Origin of the sequence: Flavonifractor sp. An52 (assembly GCF_002159385.1) — a bacterium.
GTDB lineage: Bacteria > Bacillota > Clostridia > Oscillospirales > Oscillospiraceae > Flavonifractor > Flavonifractor avicola.
Window position 1 is genome coordinate 27560 of the sequence record NZ_NFIB01000010.1, and the last position, 16610, is coordinate 44169.

The 16610-nt window shown below is 61.0% G+C and carries 19 protein-coding genes; all 19 read left to right on the plus strand.

What is annotated here, in order from left to right:
- Window positions 1-24 precede the first annotated feature (24 nt).
- Window positions 25-897 carry a 4Fe-4S cluster-binding domain-containing protein gene (locus tag B5G06_RS05535; protein ID WP_087188097.1) on the plus strand — a complete coding sequence of 291 codons (873 nt, stop codon included), beginning with the start codon at window positions 25-27 and terminating at the stop codon, window positions 895-897.
- 100 nt (window positions 898-997) lie between these two features.
- Entirely contained in the window at window positions 998-1279 is a 282-nt protein-coding gene (locus B5G06_RS05540; protein ID WP_087188098.1) for a YabP/YqfC family sporulation protein, read from the plus strand.
- Between the two features lie 16 nt (window positions 1280-1295).
- Entirely contained in the window at window positions 1296-2525 is a 1230-nt protein-coding gene (locus tag B5G06_RS05545; RefSeq protein WP_087188099.1) for a sporulation protein YqfD, read from the plus strand.
- Window positions 2522-3502, plus strand: a complete 981-nt coding sequence (locus B5G06_RS05550) for a PhoH family protein (protein ID WP_087188100.1) — start codon at window positions 2522-2524, stop codon at window positions 3500-3502. The genes B5G06_RS05545 and B5G06_RS05550 overlap by 4 nt, the downstream gene beginning before the upstream one ends.
- Window positions 3499-3993 carry an rRNA maturation RNase YbeY gene (gene ybeY / locus B5G06_RS05555; protein WP_087188101.1) on the plus strand — a complete coding sequence of 165 codons (495 nt, stop codon included), beginning with the start codon at window positions 3499-3501 and terminating at the stop codon, window positions 3991-3993. Before B5G06_RS05550 ends, ybeY begins: the two co-directional genes overlap by 4 nt.
- Before the next feature lie 2 nt (window positions 3994-3995).
- On the plus strand, window positions 3996-4247 hold the full coding sequence (locus B5G06_RS05560; RefSeq protein WP_087188102.1) for a hypothetical protein: 252 nt from the start codon (window positions 3996-3998) through the stop codon (window positions 4245-4247).
- A 68-nt stretch (window positions 4248-4315) separates the two neighbouring features.
- The gene (era, locus tag B5G06_RS05565) at window positions 4316-5209 is read left to right on the plus strand and encodes a GTPase Era (RefSeq protein ID WP_087188103.1); all 894 of its coding nucleotides are present in this window, start codon (window positions 4316-4318) and stop codon (window positions 5207-5209) included.
- A gap of 1 nt (window position 5210) precedes the next feature.
- Window positions 5211-5966, plus strand: a complete 756-nt coding sequence (recO, locus tag B5G06_RS05570) for a DNA repair protein RecO (protein WP_087188104.1) — start codon at window positions 5211-5213, stop codon at window positions 5964-5966.
- Between the two features lies 1 nt (window position 5967).
- A complete protein-coding gene (locus B5G06_RS05575) occupies window positions 5968-6831 on the plus strand; it encodes a PhzF family phenazine biosynthesis protein (RefSeq protein ID WP_087188105.1) in 864 nt (287 codons plus the stop codon).
- A 57-nt stretch (window positions 6832-6888) separates the two neighbouring features.
- The gene (locus B5G06_RS05580; RefSeq protein ID WP_087188106.1) at window positions 6889-9261 is read left to right on the plus strand and encodes an endonuclease MutS2; all 2373 of its coding nucleotides are present in this window, start codon (window positions 6889-6891) and stop codon (window positions 9259-9261) included.
- 154 nt (window positions 9262-9415) lie between these two features.
- Entirely contained in the window at window positions 9416-9679 is a 264-nt protein-coding gene (locus tag B5G06_RS05585) for an HPr family phosphocarrier protein (protein WP_007495691.1), read from the plus strand.
- A gap of 71 nt (window positions 9680-9750) precedes the next feature.
- Complete coding sequence (locus tag B5G06_RS05590) at window positions 9751-10602, plus strand: CPBP family intramembrane glutamic endopeptidase (RefSeq protein ID WP_087188107.1); 852 nt, start codon at window positions 9751-9753, stop codon at window positions 10600-10602.
- 271 nt (window positions 10603-10873) lie between these two features.
- Entirely contained in the window at window positions 10874-12712 is a 1839-nt protein-coding gene (uvrC, locus tag B5G06_RS05595; protein ID WP_087188108.1) for an excinuclease ABC subunit UvrC, read from the plus strand.
- The gene (gene rsmD, locus B5G06_RS05600) at window positions 12709-13266 is read left to right on the plus strand and encodes a 16S rRNA (guanine(966)-N(2))-methyltransferase RsmD (RefSeq protein WP_087188109.1); all 558 of its coding nucleotides are present in this window, start codon (window positions 12709-12711) and stop codon (window positions 13264-13266) included. The genes uvrC and rsmD overlap by 4 nt, the downstream gene beginning before the upstream one ends.
- A 7-nt stretch (window positions 13267-13273) precedes the next feature.
- Window positions 13274-13771: a pantetheine-phosphate adenylyltransferase gene (gene coaD / locus B5G06_RS05605; protein ID WP_087188110.1), complete on the plus strand. Its 498-nt coding sequence runs from the start codon at window positions 13274-13276 to the stop codon at window positions 13769-13771.
- Window positions 13771-14280, plus strand: coding sequence for a hypothetical protein (locus tag B5G06_RS05610; RefSeq protein ID WP_087188111.1), 510 nt, complete (start codon window positions 13771-13773; stop codon window positions 14278-14280). Before coaD ends, B5G06_RS05610 begins: the two co-directional genes overlap by 1 nt.
- A 318-nt stretch (window positions 14281-14598) precedes the next feature.
- Complete coding sequence (gene mraZ / locus B5G06_RS05615; RefSeq protein ID WP_242955360.1) at window positions 14599-15024, plus strand: division/cell wall cluster transcriptional repressor MraZ; 426 nt, start codon at window positions 14599-14601, stop codon at window positions 15022-15024.
- Between the two features lies 1 nt (window position 15025).
- Window positions 15026-15976: a 16S rRNA (cytosine(1402)-N(4))-methyltransferase RsmH gene (rsmH, locus tag B5G06_RS05620; protein ID WP_087188112.1), complete on the plus strand. Its 951-nt coding sequence runs from the start codon at window positions 15026-15028 to the stop codon at window positions 15974-15976.
- A 36-nt stretch (window positions 15977-16012) separates the two neighbouring features.
- Window positions 16013-16564, plus strand: coding sequence for a hypothetical protein (locus tag B5G06_RS05625; protein WP_087188113.1), 552 nt, complete (start codon window positions 16013-16015; stop codon window positions 16562-16564).
- The last annotated feature ends 46 nt before the right edge of the window (window positions 16565-16610 follow it).

Genomic DNA, 16610 nt, shown 5'->3' on the forward strand with positions numbered 1-16610 from the left:
GGAAAGCGGAAAGGAACCATTGAAATGATCTGTAATCTCTGCCCCCGGAAGTGCGGGGCGGTGCGTACGGCCGACCGGGGTGAGGGCCGCTGCCGGATGCCAGAAGCCCCGGTGGTGGCCCGGGCGGCTCTCCATATGTGGGAGGAACCCCCCATCTCCGGTACAAAGGGCTCGGGCACCGTGTTTTTCTCCGGCTGCTCCCTGGGGTGTGTGTTCTGCCAGAATGAGCAGATCAGCCACCGGGACTTCGGAAAACCCATCACGGTGGACCGGCTGCGGGCCATCTTCTTTGAACTCATTGATCAGGGGGCCCACAACATCAATCTGGTAAACCCCACCCACTACGCCCATGTGGTGCGCTCGGCGCTGGCCGAGCCTCTGCCGGTGCCAGTGGTGTGGAACTCCGGCGGCTACGACCGGGTGGAGACCCTGAAAGCTCTGGAGGGCAAGGTCCAGATCTACCTGCCCGACTATAAATACCGCACCGGCGACTATGCCGGACGCTACTCCGATGCGCCGGACTATCCCCAGGCGGCGGAGGCGGCTATCCTGGAGATGTTCCGCCAGACCGGTCCCGTCCGGTATGAGGACGGGCTGCTGAAACAGGGGGTGGTCATCCGCCACCTGCTGCTGCCCGGCAAGCTGGCCGAGGCCAAGCGGGTGATGGACTGGGTGGCGGAGCATTTTGAGCCGGGAGAGGTACTCTTCTCCCTTATGAGCCAGTACATTCCCTGGGGCCGTGCGGCGGATTATCCGGAGATCAACCGCCGGGTGCGCCCCTCGGAGGTGCGGGCGGCGGAGGCCTACATGGCGGATCTGGGGCTGGAGGGCTTTACCCAGGGAACGGAGGCCGCCCAGGCGGAATATATTCCGCCCTTTGACCTGACCGGCGTGTAAAAACTGCATATCCCATTCTGGGGCGGGCCGCTGGCCCGCCCTTTTCCTGTCAAATGGGACAACCACCCCGCATAAGCATAGGTCGGAGGGGGTGGAGGCCATGGAACGAGACCGGAAACGGCCCGGTCTGCTGGAAAAGACGGCGGAGGTGCTGGACCTGCCCGGGGACGTGGTGGCCGGCCTGCCCAGGGTGGAGCTCACCGGCAGCCGGGAGCTGCGGATGGAAAACCACAAGGGCATCCTGGCCTATGGCAGCCAGGAGATCCACATCTCCGGCGGCAAGCTGGTCATCAAGGTGCGGGGCAGCAACCTGGAGCTGAAATCCATGAACGCCAGCCAGCTGCTCATCACCGGCGAGATCGACGGGGTGGATCTGACCTGAAAAAGGAGGTGGAGGAATGCTGCTGCGGCTGGTGAACGCCCTGCGGGGGAGTGTGCGTCTGGAGGTGGAGGGAGCCTTTCCAGAGCGGTTCCTCAACCTGTGCGCTCAGCGGGGCATTTTGTTCTGGAATGTGGAGTGGATGGAGGCCACCCGTCTGCGGCTCACCGTCACCCGCCGGGGCAGCCGTCAGGCCGCCGCCCTGGGGGAGCGGACGCTGTGTACCGTTACCCCTGCCGGACGAAGCGGAATGCCCTACTTCCTGGCCCGGTTCAAGAAGCGGTATGCCTTCTGGGTGGGGATGGGCCTGTCCATGGCGGCGGTGTGCGTTCTGTCCTCCTTTGTGCTGACCATTGAAGTAAAGGGCAACACCACCGTGCCCACCGCCCAGATCCTCACCGAACTGAGGCGGCAGGGGTTGGGTATCGGTACCTTCGGCCCCGGTTTGGATGAGCGGACGGTGGGCAACAAGGTGCTGCTCCAGCTGCCCCAGCTGTCCTGGCTGTCCATCAATCTGTACGGCACCCGGGCGGAAGTGCTGGTGCGGGAGGCGGTGGAGGCGCCCGAACTGGTGGACGCCCAGGAGTATGGCAGTGTGGTGGCCCGGGCCTCCGGCATTGTAACCCGTGTGGAGGCTCTCACTGGCGAGGCGGTGGTGAAGGTGGGGGATACGGTGCTGGAGGGGGAGACTCTCATCTCGGGCACTGTCCACCTGGAAGGCCCGGCCTACAGCGATAAGCCGGAGATCGGACAGATACAGGTGCGGGCCTCCGGCCGGGTGTACGCCCGGACCTGGCGCACCATGGCGGCTCAGCTGCCCCTGGAGGCTCAGGTGAAGCGGTACACCGGGGAGGAGACCAATCTGTGGTCAGTCACCGCCCTGGGCCGCCGGACCGATTTTTTTGGAAAGGGTGGAATTTCTTTCGACAGGTATGATAAAATAAGCTGTACCTGGACCCTGACCCTGCCCGGCGGCGAGGAGATGCCCCTGGCCGTCCAGCGGGAGACCTGCCGGGCCTATGAACTGGAGACGCTGGCCGTGGAGCCGGACGCGGCGGAGGCCATGCTGAAAGAGCGCCTGCTGGAGGCGCTGGAAGAGGCGGTAGGGGAGGGGGAGATCGTCAGCACAGAGTTTACCGTAGAGACGGAGAACGGGATGCTGACCGTGACCCTCCAGGCAGAGTGCCGGGAAGAGATCGGGACATTTGTGCCCGATTCCACTACACAAGAAAACGAGGCCGATCCATGATAGAACAGACCATCAATATCGAGCGGATGGAGGACGTGGTAGACGTCTTTGGATCCTTTGACGAGAATATCAAGCTGGTGGAGCATGAACTGGATGTGACGGTGGTGAGCCGGGACGACCAGCTGAAGGTGTCCGGCGAGGCGGAAAACGTGATGCACGCCGTCAAGGCCATTGAGGGCCTGCTGGGCCTGGCGGGGCGGAAGGAGACCATCACCGAACAGAACGTGCGCTACATCATCAATCTGGTAAAGGCGGGCAATGAGTCCCACATCAACGACATCGCCCGGGACGTCCTGTGCGTCACCGCCAAGGGAAAGCCCATCAAGGCCAAGACCCTGGGCCAGAAGCGGTATGTGGATGCCATCAAGAAAAATACCATTACCCTGGGCATCGGCCCGGCGGGCACCGGCAAGACCTATCTGGCGGTGGCCGCCGCCGTGGCCGCCTTCCGGGACAAGCAGGTCAACCGCATCATCCTAACCCGGCCCGCCGTGGAGGCGGGGGAGCGGCTGGGCTTCCTGCCCGGCGATTTGCAGAGCAAGGTAGACCCCTACCTGCGGCCCCTATACGACGCCCTCTTTGAGATGCTGGGGCCCGAGACCTACCAGAAGTACCTGGAGCGGGGCAACATCGAGGTGGCTCCCCTGGCCTATATGAGAGGCCGCACCCTGGATGACTCCTTCATTATCCTGGACGAGGCCCAGAACACCAGCCGGGAGCAGATGAAGATGTTTTTGACCCGCCTGGGCTTCGGTTCCAAGATCGTCATCACCGGCGACATCACCCAAATCGACCTGCCCCGCGACACTGTGTCCGGCCTGAAGGAGGCCATGCGGGTGCTGGACGGGGTGGAGGATATCGCCATCTGCCGCCTGAACGAGTCCGACGTGGTGCGTCACGTCATCGTCCAGCGGATCATCAAGGCCTATGAGGCCGACGAGAACCGCCGGGCCAAAAAGGAGGGCCGGAAGGCATGAACCACGAGATCATCATTGAGACCGAGGTAGACGGGGCGGAGGAGTATGCCGACCTGCTGCGGCAGGTGATCCCCGCCGCTCTGGACGTCCAGGGGGTGGATGTGCCCTGCGAGGTGGACGTGCTGTTCACTGACGACGAGGGCATTCACCAGATTAATCTGGAGCAGCGGGAGGTGGACAGGCCCACCGACGTGCTTAGTTTCCCCATGTTCGAGTTCCAGCCCGGTGAGAACCCCACCCAGGAGGACGCCGACCCCGGCGACAACCTGGTACCTCTGGGGGATATGGTGATCTCCCTGGAGCGGGCCCGCGCCCAGGGGGAGGAGTACGGCCACGGTACCCGTCGGGAGGTGGCCTATCTGGCCGTCCACTCGGTGCTCCACCTGCTGGGGTACGACCACATGGATGAGGGCCCCATGAAGGCCCAAATGCGAGCGCGTGAGGAGGCCATTCTGGAGCAACTGGGGATTACCAGAGACCAGGAGGGGTGACAATGCGGTTGGCATATATCATCGGCGGAGGATTTATCTCCATCGGCCTCTGTTATCTCATCCTCATGGTGCTGAGCGGCCTGGGCGGGGGGAACGGCCTGATTGAACTGGTGATGATGTTCCTCCTCATGGCCCTGCTGGGCATCGTTGTAGGTACGGCTGCGGCCGAGCGGGAAAAGCTTGCGAAAGAGCACTCCGAGCTGAAAGAAGAACTCTCCGCCATTCGTACCCTGCTGGAGAAGCAGGACAGATAGTAAAATATGCGGTCTGTGAAAAAAGACCGTATATGAATAAAATTGCTCAAGAAAGTTGAGGATCACCTATGGAAATCAAAAAATCCGGAATGATCAGCATTGTGGGCCGGCCCAACGTGGGCAAGTCCACCTTGACCAACGCCCTGGTGGGCGAAAAGATCGCTATCGTCTCCAACAAGCCCCAGACCACCCGCAACCGCATCAGCGCCGTGGTCAACCGGGGGGAGTGCCAGTACGTTTTCCTGGATACCCCCGGCCTTCACAAGGCCCGCACCCGGCTGGGCGACTACATGGTAAAGGTGATCAAGGAGAGCGTGGCCGACGTGGATGCCATCCTGCTGCTGGTGGAGCCCATTCCCCACATTGGTGGCCCCGAGGCCGAGCTTATCGCCCGCATCAAGCAGCTGGGCGTACCCTCCATCCTGGTCATCAACAAGATGGACACGGTGGAGAAGGAGGCCCTGCTGGCCGTCATGCAGACCTACGGCCAGGCCAACGACTTTAACGCCATCCTGCCCATTTCCGCCAAGCAGAATGAGGGCGTGAATGAGCTGCTGGACCTGCTGGCGGAGTTCCTGCCTGAGGGCCCCCAGCTTTTCCCCGACGACATGGTCACCGACCAGCCTGAGCGGCAGGTGTGCGCCGAGATTATCCGGGAGAAGCTGCTGCTCTGCCTGGACAAGGAGATCCCCCACGGCACCGCCGTGGAGATCACCCGCTTCTCCGAGCGGGACAACGAGATCATCGACCTGGACGCCACCATCTACTGTGAGAAGGCCAGCCACAAGGGCATCATCATCGGCAAGGGGGGAGCCATGCTCAAGAAGATCTCCACCCTGGCCCGCACCGACATCGAGGCCTTTATGGGCACCAAGGTGTTCCTCCAGACCTGGGTCAAGGTCAAGGAGGGCTGGCGGGACAACCTGAATCTCATCCACAACTTTGGCTACCGGGACGAGTAAAATGCACATCGCTACACAGGGCCTGGTGCTGCGGGAGGTCAACTACAAGGAGTCCGACAAGATCCTCACCGTCCTCACCGCCGAGGGGGGCAAGCGCACCGTAAAGGCCCGGGGCTGCCGGAAGAAAAACAGCCCCCTGGCGGCCTCCGCCCAGCTGCTGGTCTACTCCGATATGACCCTCTTTCTCTACCAGGACCGGATCACCCTCAACGAGGCCGAGTCCATCCGGCAGTTCTGGCACGTCAAATCCGACGTGGAGCTGCTGGCCCTGGGTTCCTATTTTGCCGAGGTGATGGAAGCGGTGGCGGTGGAGGGACGGCCCGATCCGGCCGCCATGTCCCTCATTCTGAACAGCCTTCACGCTCTGGACAAGCTGAACAAGCCCCAGGCCCTGGTGAAGGGAGCCTATGAGATGAAGCTCATGGCCCTGGAGGGCTATGAGCCTCTTGCCGATGCCTGCGCGGTATGCGGCAGGCCTGACCCGGAAAAGCCCATGCTGAACCTGGCGGAGGGCGTGCTCCACTGTGCCTCCTGCAAAAGCGAGGTGGGGGAGGGCACTTCCCTGCCCCTGACGGAGGGGGCGTTGTCCGCCCTGCGGCACATTCTCTACGGCGATCCCAAGCGGCTGTTCTCCTTTCAACTGGACCAAGGGGGGCTGGACTGCCTGGCCCGGGTGTGTGAGGGCTTCCTGCGCACCCAGCTGGACCGGAGATTCCGCACCCTGGATTTTTATCATGAACTGAAAGCGGGGATGTAACATGGAACTGTATGTGGCAGACGCCTTTACCACCGTGCGCTTTTCCGGCAACCAGGCCGGCGTGGCTCTCCTGGGGGAGGGAGACTTCCCGGAGGAATCCCTGATGCGTGCCCTGGCCGGGGAATTGAAGCATTCCGAGACAGCCTTTGTCCGCCGGACCGGGGACAAGGCCTTCCATATCCGCTACTTCACCCCCGCCGAGGAGGTGGACCTGTGCGGCCACGCCACCATCGCCGCCTTCACTGTCCTGCGGGATACCGGGGCCATCGTTCCCGGAGATTACGCCCTCCATACCCGCTCCGGAGATCTGGAGATCGGGGTGGGAGGGGACGCTGTATGGATGGATATGGCACCGCCCGCCGATGGACGTACCTTTTCGGAGGAGGAGCAGGGGGAACTGTATGCCGCCTATGGCCTGTCCCTGGCTGACCGGCCGGAGGGCCTGGAGCCCCAGGCGGTGAGTACCGGCCTCATGGACATTCTGCTGCCGGTGCGGGATCTGGAGACCTTGGACAGGGCCGTCCAGAATGAGCCGGAGGTCACCCGTCTGTCGGAGCACTACAACGTGGTGGGGGTGCATATGTTTTGCCCCCACACCCCAGACGCCGCCGCCCACTGCCGCAATTTCGCCCCCCTGTACGCCATCCCGGAGGAGGCGGCCACCGGCACCTCCAATGGGGCCCTGACCTATTATCTGTTCCGCCGAGGCCTGATCCAGGCCGGGGCGGATAACCGTTTTGTGCAGGGAGAGAAGATGGGCAAGCCCTCTGAGATCCTGAGCCGTATCACCGAGGACAACGGTAGTGTGAAGGTACGGGTGGGAGGCCGGGCCCTGATTACCCTGAAATGTGAACTGATGGGATAACCCACAGGGGCGGGACACTGGCCCGCCTCTGGATATCATGCAATTTGGAGAACCTACATGACCGATTTATTTGAAAAATCCATTCAAACTTTGGAACTGCCCCGGGTGCTGGAGAAGCTGGCCGAGCAGGCGGTGACCGAGGAGGGCAAGGACCGCTGTCTGGCCCTGCGCCCCCTGACCGATGTGGACGACGTGCAGCGGGCTTTGGACGAGACCACCGCCGCGGTGAATATGACCGCTCTGCGGGGCTCGCCCTCCTTCTCCGGTGTGCGGCCGGTGGGAGCCTCCCTCCAGCGTGCCAACATGGGGGGCGCCCTCAATACCCGGGAGCTGCTGGATATCGCAGCCGTACTGCGCTCCGCCCGCTCCGCCAAGGAGTATGGCGAAGGAGAGGGGGACCGGGCCAAGACCTGCATCGACCACCTGTTCCGCTCTCTCACCTCCAACCGGTTCCTGGAGGAGCGCATCACTGGGGCCATCGTGGGGGAGGACGAGATTGCCGACGCCGCCAGCCCCGAGCTGGCCTCCATCCGGCGGCACATCCGGGCTACCGCCTCCAAGGTGCGGGACATCCTGAACAAGCTGATCTCATCCAACCAGTCCAAGTACCTCCAGGAGTCCATCATTACCCAGCGCAACGACCGCTACGTGGTGCCGGTGAAGTCGGAGCACAAGAACGACGTGCCCGGCCTGGTCCATGACGTGTCCTCCTCCGGCTCCACCTTCTTCATTGAGCCCATGGGAGTGGTGAAGGCCAACAACGAGCTGCGGGAATTGCAGGCCAAGGAGGAGAAGGAGATTGAACGCATTCTGGCGGAGTTGTCTGCCCAGTGCGCCCAGTACAAAGAGGACATCAGCCAGGACTACGACCTGCTCATCATCCTGGACGTGATCTTTGCCCGGGCCAAGCTGGCCTACCGGATGCGGGCGGGTGCGCCCCGGCTGTCCGACCAGGGCCTCTATCTGCGAAAGGCCCGCCACCCCCTGCTGGACCCCAACAAGGCGGTGGCCAACGACCTGATGCTGGGAGAGAGCTTCGACACCCTGGTGATTACCGGCCCCAACACCGGCGGCAAGACGGTCACCCTCAAGACTATCGGCCTTCTGACCCTGATGGCCCAGTGCGGCCTCCACATCCCCGTGGGGGACGGCAGCTGTGTAAAAGTCTTTGACCGGGTGCTGTCCGATATCGGTGATGAGCAGTCCATTGCCCAGAACTTGTCCACATTTTCCTCCCATATGGTGAATATTGTGGGCATTTTGCAGGAGGCGGACGACCGCACCCTCATCCTCTTCGACGAACTGGGTGCTGGTACCGACCCCATCGAGGGCGCGGCTCTGGCCGCCGCCATCATCGAGTCCGCCCGGGAGATGGGGGCCCTGGTGGCCGCCACCACCCACTATGCCGAGCTGAAGGTGTATGCCATGACCACCCCGGGAGTGGAGAACGCCTCCTGCGAGTTCGACGTGGACTCCCTGGCGCCTACCTACCGGCTGCTCATCGGCATCCCCGGCAAGTCCAACGCCTTTGCCATCTCCGAGCGGCTGGGCCTGCCCAAGTCCATCATCCAGAAGGCTGCCGCCCGCATTGACGCGGAGAACGTTCGCTTTGAGGATGTGCTCACCCAGCTGGACGAACAGCGCCAGGAGATGGAGAAGGAGAAGGAGGCCGCAGCACGCCTCCGCCGGGAGATGGAGGAGACCGCCAAGGCCTCCCGGGAGTACAAGGCCCAGATGGATGCCCAGCGCCGGAAGGCGGTGGAGAAGGCCCAGGCGGAGGCCCGTGCCATCCTGGACGAGGCCAGGGACACCGCCGACCAGGTGTTCAAGGAACTGAACGAGATGCGCCGCCGCCAGCGGAAGGAAGAGGATTGGCAGAAGATCAACGACGAGCGGGCAGGTCTGCGTCACAGACTCAACGAGGCCGAAGGCAAGCTGGGCCAGCGGCCTGAGGCACCCGTCCCGCCGCCCACCCGCCCCGCCCAGGCTGGCGATACAGTGGAGCTGGTAAAGATGGGCACCCAGGCTACCGTGCTCTCCGTCAACAAGGATGGCTCCCTCCAGCTTCAGGCCGGTATCCTGAAGATCACCGCCAAACAGGACGAGGTCCGGGTGGTGGAAGGGGAGAGCATCAAGGCCGCCAAGAAGGTGGTGGCCCGGGCAGAGCACAAGCTGCGCTCCCTGGGAGCCTCTCCCGAGGTAGACCTGCGGGGCATGATGACCGACGAGGCCATCGGTGCGCTGGACTTGTTTTTGGACAACGCGGTGCTGGGACGGCTCAACGAGGTGCGCATCATCCACGGTAAGGGCACCGGCGCGGTGCGCAAGGCGGTGCGGGAGCACCTCAAGCGCAGCCGCTATGTGAAGTCCTTCCGCCCCGGCCGCTACGGCGAAGGGGAGGATGGTGTGACCATCGCCGAGCTGCGGTGATGGAGTTTCCGTTCTGATTCGGAAATAAAACCAGAGGGTTCGTCATTCAAAACAGATTCTTGCACGGATTTTGTGCATTTTGTCATTGACGGTTTGGGATAAATTTGCTATCCTATTATACGAAGTATGCGAATGCATCTTGGGGGGAAACGCTATGTATATGAAAGAGGCAGTTGTGAACAACCAGGTCGGCCTGCACGCCAGACCGGCTACGTTCTTCATCCAGAAGGCCAATGAGTTCAAGAGCTCTATTTGGGTGGAGAAGGACGAGCGGAGAGTCAATGCCAAGAGCCTGCTGGGTGTGCTTTCTCTGGGGATCGTCAAGGGGACTTCCATTAACCTCATTGCAGACGGCCCCGACGAGAAGGAAGCTGTGGAGGCTCTCATCGAGCTGATCTCCTCCAACTTCTCTGAGTAAGCGACCAAAGCGAGAGAAAAAAGCGCCGCATCTGCGGCGCTTTTTTTGATAATGGATAATGGGGGTCCGACATGGAGACGACAAAGTGTCTGAAACGAGAACGAGCCCTGTTCTGGATCTTATTAGGCGGCTTGCTGTTCCTGCGGTTTCCGTGGATTATACTGGGTAGAGTTTTTGCCCCTGCATACAGTATTCAGATTACGGTGATCTTTGAAGTGGGGACTTGCCTGCTGACATTTCTCCTGATCTTTCTGGAGCGAAAGCGGCTGGCGGAGTACCATGTGGACAGACTGGCTCTGGTGTTGCTGGTGTGTGCGCCCATTGCCGTGCTGGTCGGGAGAATGGCGGGCGGCTACGCCCTGCCCGGGCAGGAGATCAAGGCTGTCCTTGCCGTTATGCTTCTGATCGCACTGCTCCTTCGGCGGCCGGTGCTGCCCCGGCGGGGAGCAGGCCGGACGGCAGGCTGCATCGGTACGGCGGTGCTGGCCGGTGCGGCGTTGGCAATTATATGGGGATTCCTGTCGTCGTTTCAGCTCCGGGAGATGGTGGATGTGTCGACACTTCCGTCTGTAGGACAGATGCTGCATGGGGGACGGCTGTCGTATGGGGTCCTCTATCAGATCGACTATGCCGCTGCGGCGGAGGAGCCGTTGTTCCGGGGCTTTCTGTGGGGGCGGTTGCGGAAATGTGGCTGGAAGGATCACTGGATCTGGCTGTTCCAGGCGCTGCTGTTCGCAGCGGGCCACGTCTACTATGTGGGGGTTTATAACATATCCGCTTTTCTTTTAGTGCCGTTGGGTGCGCTGGGCCTTGGACTCGTGGCCTGGAAGACCAGAAGCATCGGCGCCAGTATGATTACCCACGGGATTATAAATGGATTTGGAGCCACTCTGGGCTATGCGTTTCTGGCGATGATGAGATAACCGCCCTGCTACGCAGAAAGGAGGGCATGACGCACCTCTATGACCCTGGATGAACGGAAAGAAAAAGCCCATGCCCCATTCCCCCAAAAGCGCAGAGCCCTTTTGGGGACCCCCAGGGGATGATTTGACATCCTCGGGGCAAGTGAATTGCCCCTGCGGCGAGGTTTGGCCGACGGCCAAAGGCTCGGACGGCGCAGAGCGCCGGGTCGCTGCCGCTCCCAGCGGCAGGGCATAATAAATCTGGCAAAGAGGAGGGCCTGTAGCTTCTATTATGACCTTTGACGAATTAAAAGAGAAAGCCCATGCCCTGCCGCTGAAGCCGGGCGTATATATCATGCAGGATGCCAAAAATGTGGTCATCTACGTGGGCAAGGCCAAGGCCTTGAAGAACCGGGTGAGCCAATACTTTGCCAACCTGGCCTCCCACACCGAAAAAACCCGGGCCATGGTAAGCCAGATCGACCACTTTGACGTCATTGTGGCTGACTCCGAGTTTGAGGCTCTGGTGCTGGAAAATTCCCTTATCAAGCGCCACCAGCCCCGGTATAACATCCTGCTCAAGGACGACAAGGGCTATCCCTACATCCGGCTGACGGTGAAGGAGGAGTACCCCAAGTTCTCTCTAGCCAACAGGGCGGCGGAGGATGGGGCCCGGTACTTCGGTCCCTACGGCAGCCGAGGCAACACCCAGAATATTATCGACGCCCTGCGGGTGGCCTTGCGCCTGCCCTCCTGTAACAAAAAGTTTCCAAGGGACATCGGCAAGGAGCGGCCCTGCCTCAACTACCACATGGGCCAGTGCGACGGCTACTGCCGGAAGGACATGGATCAGAGCCGCTACCGGGAGGCCATCGACCAGGCCGTCCGCCTGCTGGAGGGCAAGTTTCAGGAGGTGGGGGACGAGCTGAAGGCGGAGATGGAACTGGCCGCCGAGGAGCTGCGCTTTGAGAAGGCCGCCGAACTGCGGGACCGCTATAAGGCCATTGAACTGCTGGGCAAGCGGCAGAAGGTGGTGGCCGGTTCCCTGGCCGATACCGACGTGGTAGGCTTCCACAAGGGAGAGGCCACCAAGAGCTGCTTTGTGGTGCTCCACTTTGTGGAGGGCGAGCTGGCCGCCAAGGACTGGGACCTGATCGATACCCCCATGGAGGAGGAAACAGCGGACATTTTGTCCGCCCTGGTGCGGCAATACTATGGAGGCCGGGGAAACCTGCCCCGGCAGATCCTGCTGCCCTGTGAGCTGGAGGACGAAGTGCCTCTGATGCGGATGCTATCCGAGGACGCAGGCCGCAAGGTGGAGTTGGTGACCCCCCAGCGGGGGGCCAAGATGGACCTGATCCGTCTGGCCAACAAGAACGCGGTGGAGGAAGTGGAGCGCTGGACCACTCGGGAGGAGCGGCAGAGCAAGCTGATGGAGCTGCTGGGGAAGATGCTGGACCTGGCGGCTCCGCCCCGGCGCATCGAGTCCTACGACATCTCCAACCAGGGCGCCGACGACATCGTGGCCTCTATGGTGGTGTATGTGAATGCCCGTCCTCTGAAGCGGGATTACCGTCATTTCAAGCTGAAGGATATGGACGGCCCTGATGATTACGCCTCCATGGAACAGGTGCTGACACGGCGGTTCAAGCGCTACCTGGAAGGGGACGAGAAATTCGCGGACAAGCCTGACCTGCTGCTCATCGACGGCGGCGTCAATCACGCCAATGTGGCGGTGAAGGTGCTGGAGACGTTGGGACTGTCCATTCCCATCTTTGGCATGGTGAAGGACGACCGCCACCGTACCCGGGCCCTGGTGACGCCGGAGGGTAGGGAGATCGGCATCCAGGGTAATCAGGCCATTTTCTCCCTCATCGGCCAGATCCAGGAGGAGACCCACCGCTTTGCCATCGAGTTCCACCGTCAGCAGCAGAACCAGCGGGTGAAAGGCTCGGTGCTGGACCAGATCCCCGGCGTGGGGGAGAAACGGCGGAGCGACCTGCTCAAGCACTTCAAGAGTATCAAAAAGATCAAGGAAGCCACCCAGGCCCAGCTGGCGGAAGTGGTGCCCAAAAACACCGCTCAAGCGGTATTTGACTATTTTCATCCGAAAGGGGAAGGACCCGCATGAGAGTGATTACCGGAATTGCCCGGGGCCGAAAGCTGAAGGAGCTGCCCGGTCTGGAGACCCGTCCCACCACCGACAAGGTGAAGGAATCGGTATTCAATATCGTTCAGTTTGACATCGAGGGCCGGCAGGTGCTGGACCTGTTTGCCGGCACCGGCCAGATGGGCATCGAGGCCCTGTCCCGGGGGGCGGCCTTCTGTACCTTCGTGGATCTGCGGCGGGAAGCAGCGGCGGTGGTGCGGGAGAACCTGGCCCACACCAAGCTGGCGGACAGTGCCAAGGTGATCCAGGGGGATTATCTGGCCTTTCTCACCGGCTGCCGGGAGAAATTTGACCTGGTTTTCCTGGACCCGCCTTACGGCACCGGTATGCTGGAAAAGGCCCTGGAGACCATCGCCAAGATTGACATCATGACGGAAAATGGTATAATAGTCTGCGAAAGCGCCGCCGAGTCGGTGCTGCCGGAGCTGGAAGGCCCCTACGAGAAGGGCCGGGAGTACCGCTACGGCAAGATCAAACTCACCCTCTATCACCGTACCGTCGGCAACAGGATGTGAAGCCCTTATGAAGACAGCCATCTACCCCGGCAGCTTTGATCCCATCACGCTGGGGCATCTCAATATTATCAAGCGGGCAGCCGTCTGCTTTGACCGGCTCATCGTCTGCGTGCTGGTGAACTCGGAGAAGGTGAACCGGGGCCTCTTCACCCCGGAGGAGCGCACGGAGCTCATCCGCAAGGTGGTGGCTAAGCTGCCCAATGTGGAGGTGGATTGCTCCTCCACTCTGCTGGCGGAGTACGCCCGGCAGAAGAAGGCCTGCACCCTGGTGAAGGGTCTGCGGGCAGTGTCCGATTATGAGAATGAGCTGCAGATGGCCCTCATCAATCGAAAACTCAATCCCAGGCTGGAGACCATGTTTTTGCCGTCCAGCGCCAAGTACACCTATGTCAGCTCCAGCGTGGTCAAGGAAATGGCCCGTTACGGAGCGGATCTGTCGGACTTTCTCCCCCGTGAGATCATCGAGGATGTCCGGCAAAAAATCGAAAGCGGGAGGGATCGCTGATGGCCACCGGTGTGGAAGAATTACTGGATATGCTCTATGAGATGATTGAAGACGCCAAAAATATGCCCCTGAGCAGCGATAAGTGCATTCTGGAGCGGGACAAGGCTCTGGATCTGCTGGATGAAGTGCGGGGTCAGTTCCCCATGGAGCTCAGCGAGGCCAAGAAGCTGATCGCCGCCCGTACCGATTATATCAATTCCGCCAAGCGGGAGGCCGAGCTCATCCGCAAGCAGGCCGAGGAGCAGGCCCGCCAGATGGTGTCTGAGAACGAACTGCTGGCCCAGACCAAGCAGAAGGCCAACGAGATGATGCGTACCGCCGAAGAGCGCAGCCGGGACCTGCGGAAGGCGGCCAACGACTACTGTGAGGACGCCCTCCGCCGCACCGAGGAGGCGGTGGCCGAGGCCTATGATGAGATCAAGAAGTCCCGTGCCCGGTTCCGGGCGGTGGCCGGCGGCAGCAGCCCCCAGAACAGCCGTCAGCCCTACGATGCTGAGGCCGACGAATAACAGCAAAACGGCTCCCTGACCGACTGCGGCGGGGAGCCGTTTTTTTTCATTATCCTATTTACATAATGCGATAAAATTGTGATTTTTTTTGCACCATACCACCAGGTATGGTGCTTTTTGCTGCCGATTGGAAACGAAAAGAGATCGAACGTATGTTTTTGATGCAAAAAAGCACGACTTTCGTATGAAAAACAGGGAGTTTGGGGGTTAAAAAAGAGTAAAAAACTATTGCAATTCCGTTACAGAACCTTTATACTGAAGGAGACGGTGGAGCGAAATGGGGGAAAACCCCGCTTAAAAACACCAAAGTGGAGGGAAGTGAAGGGCGTGACCGGTACCTACGAGCATAGCATCGACGGCAAGGGACGCCTGTTCATTCCCGCCAAACTCCGGGAGGAACTGGGGGTCACCTTCTATCTGGCTATGGGCGTGGACGCCTGTCTGGCCATCTATCCCCAGTCCACCTGGGACCGGTTTACAGAAAAATTTTCCTCCCTTCCCATGAGCCAGTCCAAAGCCATGCGTCCCCTCTTTGCCAATGCCGCTAAGTGCGAACTGGACAGTCAGGGCCGTATTGTGATTCCGCAGAAGCTGCGGAAGTATGCCGGACTGGACAAGGACGTGGTCATCATCGGCGTCAATGATCGGGCCGAGATCTGGAGTGCCGATGCCTGGCAGGCCCAGGAAGAGGAAGAAATGACGCCGGAGAAGATGTCCGCCTGTATGGAGATGCTGGGGTTCTGAGATGAGTGAAACGGGATTTTCTCACAAGCCGGTACTGCTGCCGGAATGTATAGAAGCGCTGAATATCAAGCCGGAGGGTGTTTATCTGGACGGCACCCTGGGCCGGGCAGGTCACAGCCGGGAGATCGTCAAGCGGCTGACCAGCGGCAGGCTGATCTGCGTGGACCGGGACCAGGCGGCCCTGGACGCGGCAGAGGAGCGGCTGGCCCAGTGGCGGGACAAGGTTACCCTGGTCCACAGCAACTTCTGCGAGCTGGACGCCATTCTGGACGGGCTGGGTCTGGAGGGTGTGGACGGAATGCTCTTCGACCTGGGTGTGTCTTCTCCCCAGCTGGACGACGGATCCAGAGGCTTCTCCTATATGGCGGACGCGCCGCTGGATATGCGGATGGACCAGTCCGACGGACTGACCGCCCGCATCGTGGTGAATGAGTGGCCTCAGGAGGAACTGCGGCGCATTCTGTGGCAGTACGGCGAGGAGCGCTATTCCTCCGCCATTGCGGGAGCCATTGTGCGCGCCCGGGAGAAAAAGCCGGTGGAGACCACCCTGGAACTGGTAGACATCATCAAGGGGGCTATGCCCGCCTCCGCCCTGCGGGAGAAGCAGCACCCTGCCAAGCGGTCCTTTCAGGCCATCCGCATTGCGGTAAACGACGAGCTGGGCTCGGTGGACAAGATGGTGCGCTCCGCAGTGCCCCGCCTCAACCCCGGCGGCCGGCTGGCGGTGATCTCCTTCCACTCTCTGGAGGACCGCATCGTCAAGAACGGCCTGGCGGAGTATGCAAAAGGATGCACCTGTCCCCCCGATTTCCCGGTATGTGTGTGCGGGAAAAAGCCTCAGATTAAATTGATTACCCGGAAGCCCATTGTATCCGGTCCGGAAGAACTGGAAGAGAATCCCCGTGCCCGCAGCGCCAAATTGCGGGTGGCGGAGAAGCTGAGAGAGAGATAACGGCAGATTTACAAATGAGAATGGAGTGGAGCAGCCATGGCAACTGCCGTGAAGCGCAGAAAATATTCCAAATATGATACCATCCCTTTCCCCATGTATGACGGCTCCGCAGCCCGGCAGCTGGAGCAGGAAGAGGTCCTGCGTCCCCGTCCGCTGGTCCGGCCCCGGGAACGGGCGGTGGTCCGTCCCAAGGTTCGGGTACGGGAGGAGGGTATCGTCTCTCCCTTTGCCGTGGTGGGTTTCCTGGCGGTACTGGTTTTCGCGGTGCTGCTGCTGTTCAGTTATGTGCAGCTGGCGGTGATCTCCGATCAGGTGGTAAGCCTGCGGTCTGATCTGACCGGCCTGAAGACGGAGGAGGCCAAGCTGCGGGCCCAGTATGAGCTGGCCTACGATCTGGAGAGCATCGAGCAGAACCTGACCGACAGCGGCGCCATGGTCAAGCCCCAGAATGGTCAAATCATCTACGTGGACCTGTCCGAGCCTGACTCGGTGACCTACTTCCAGCAGGAAGAGGAGGCCACCGGTGTGGAGGGGGCCGTGGAGAGTATGCATTCCATCTTTACGGAGATTGTGGAATATTTCAGTTGATCAGCGCCATATACTGCATCAGCGGGCAGAAAAGGAAGCGGGCGTC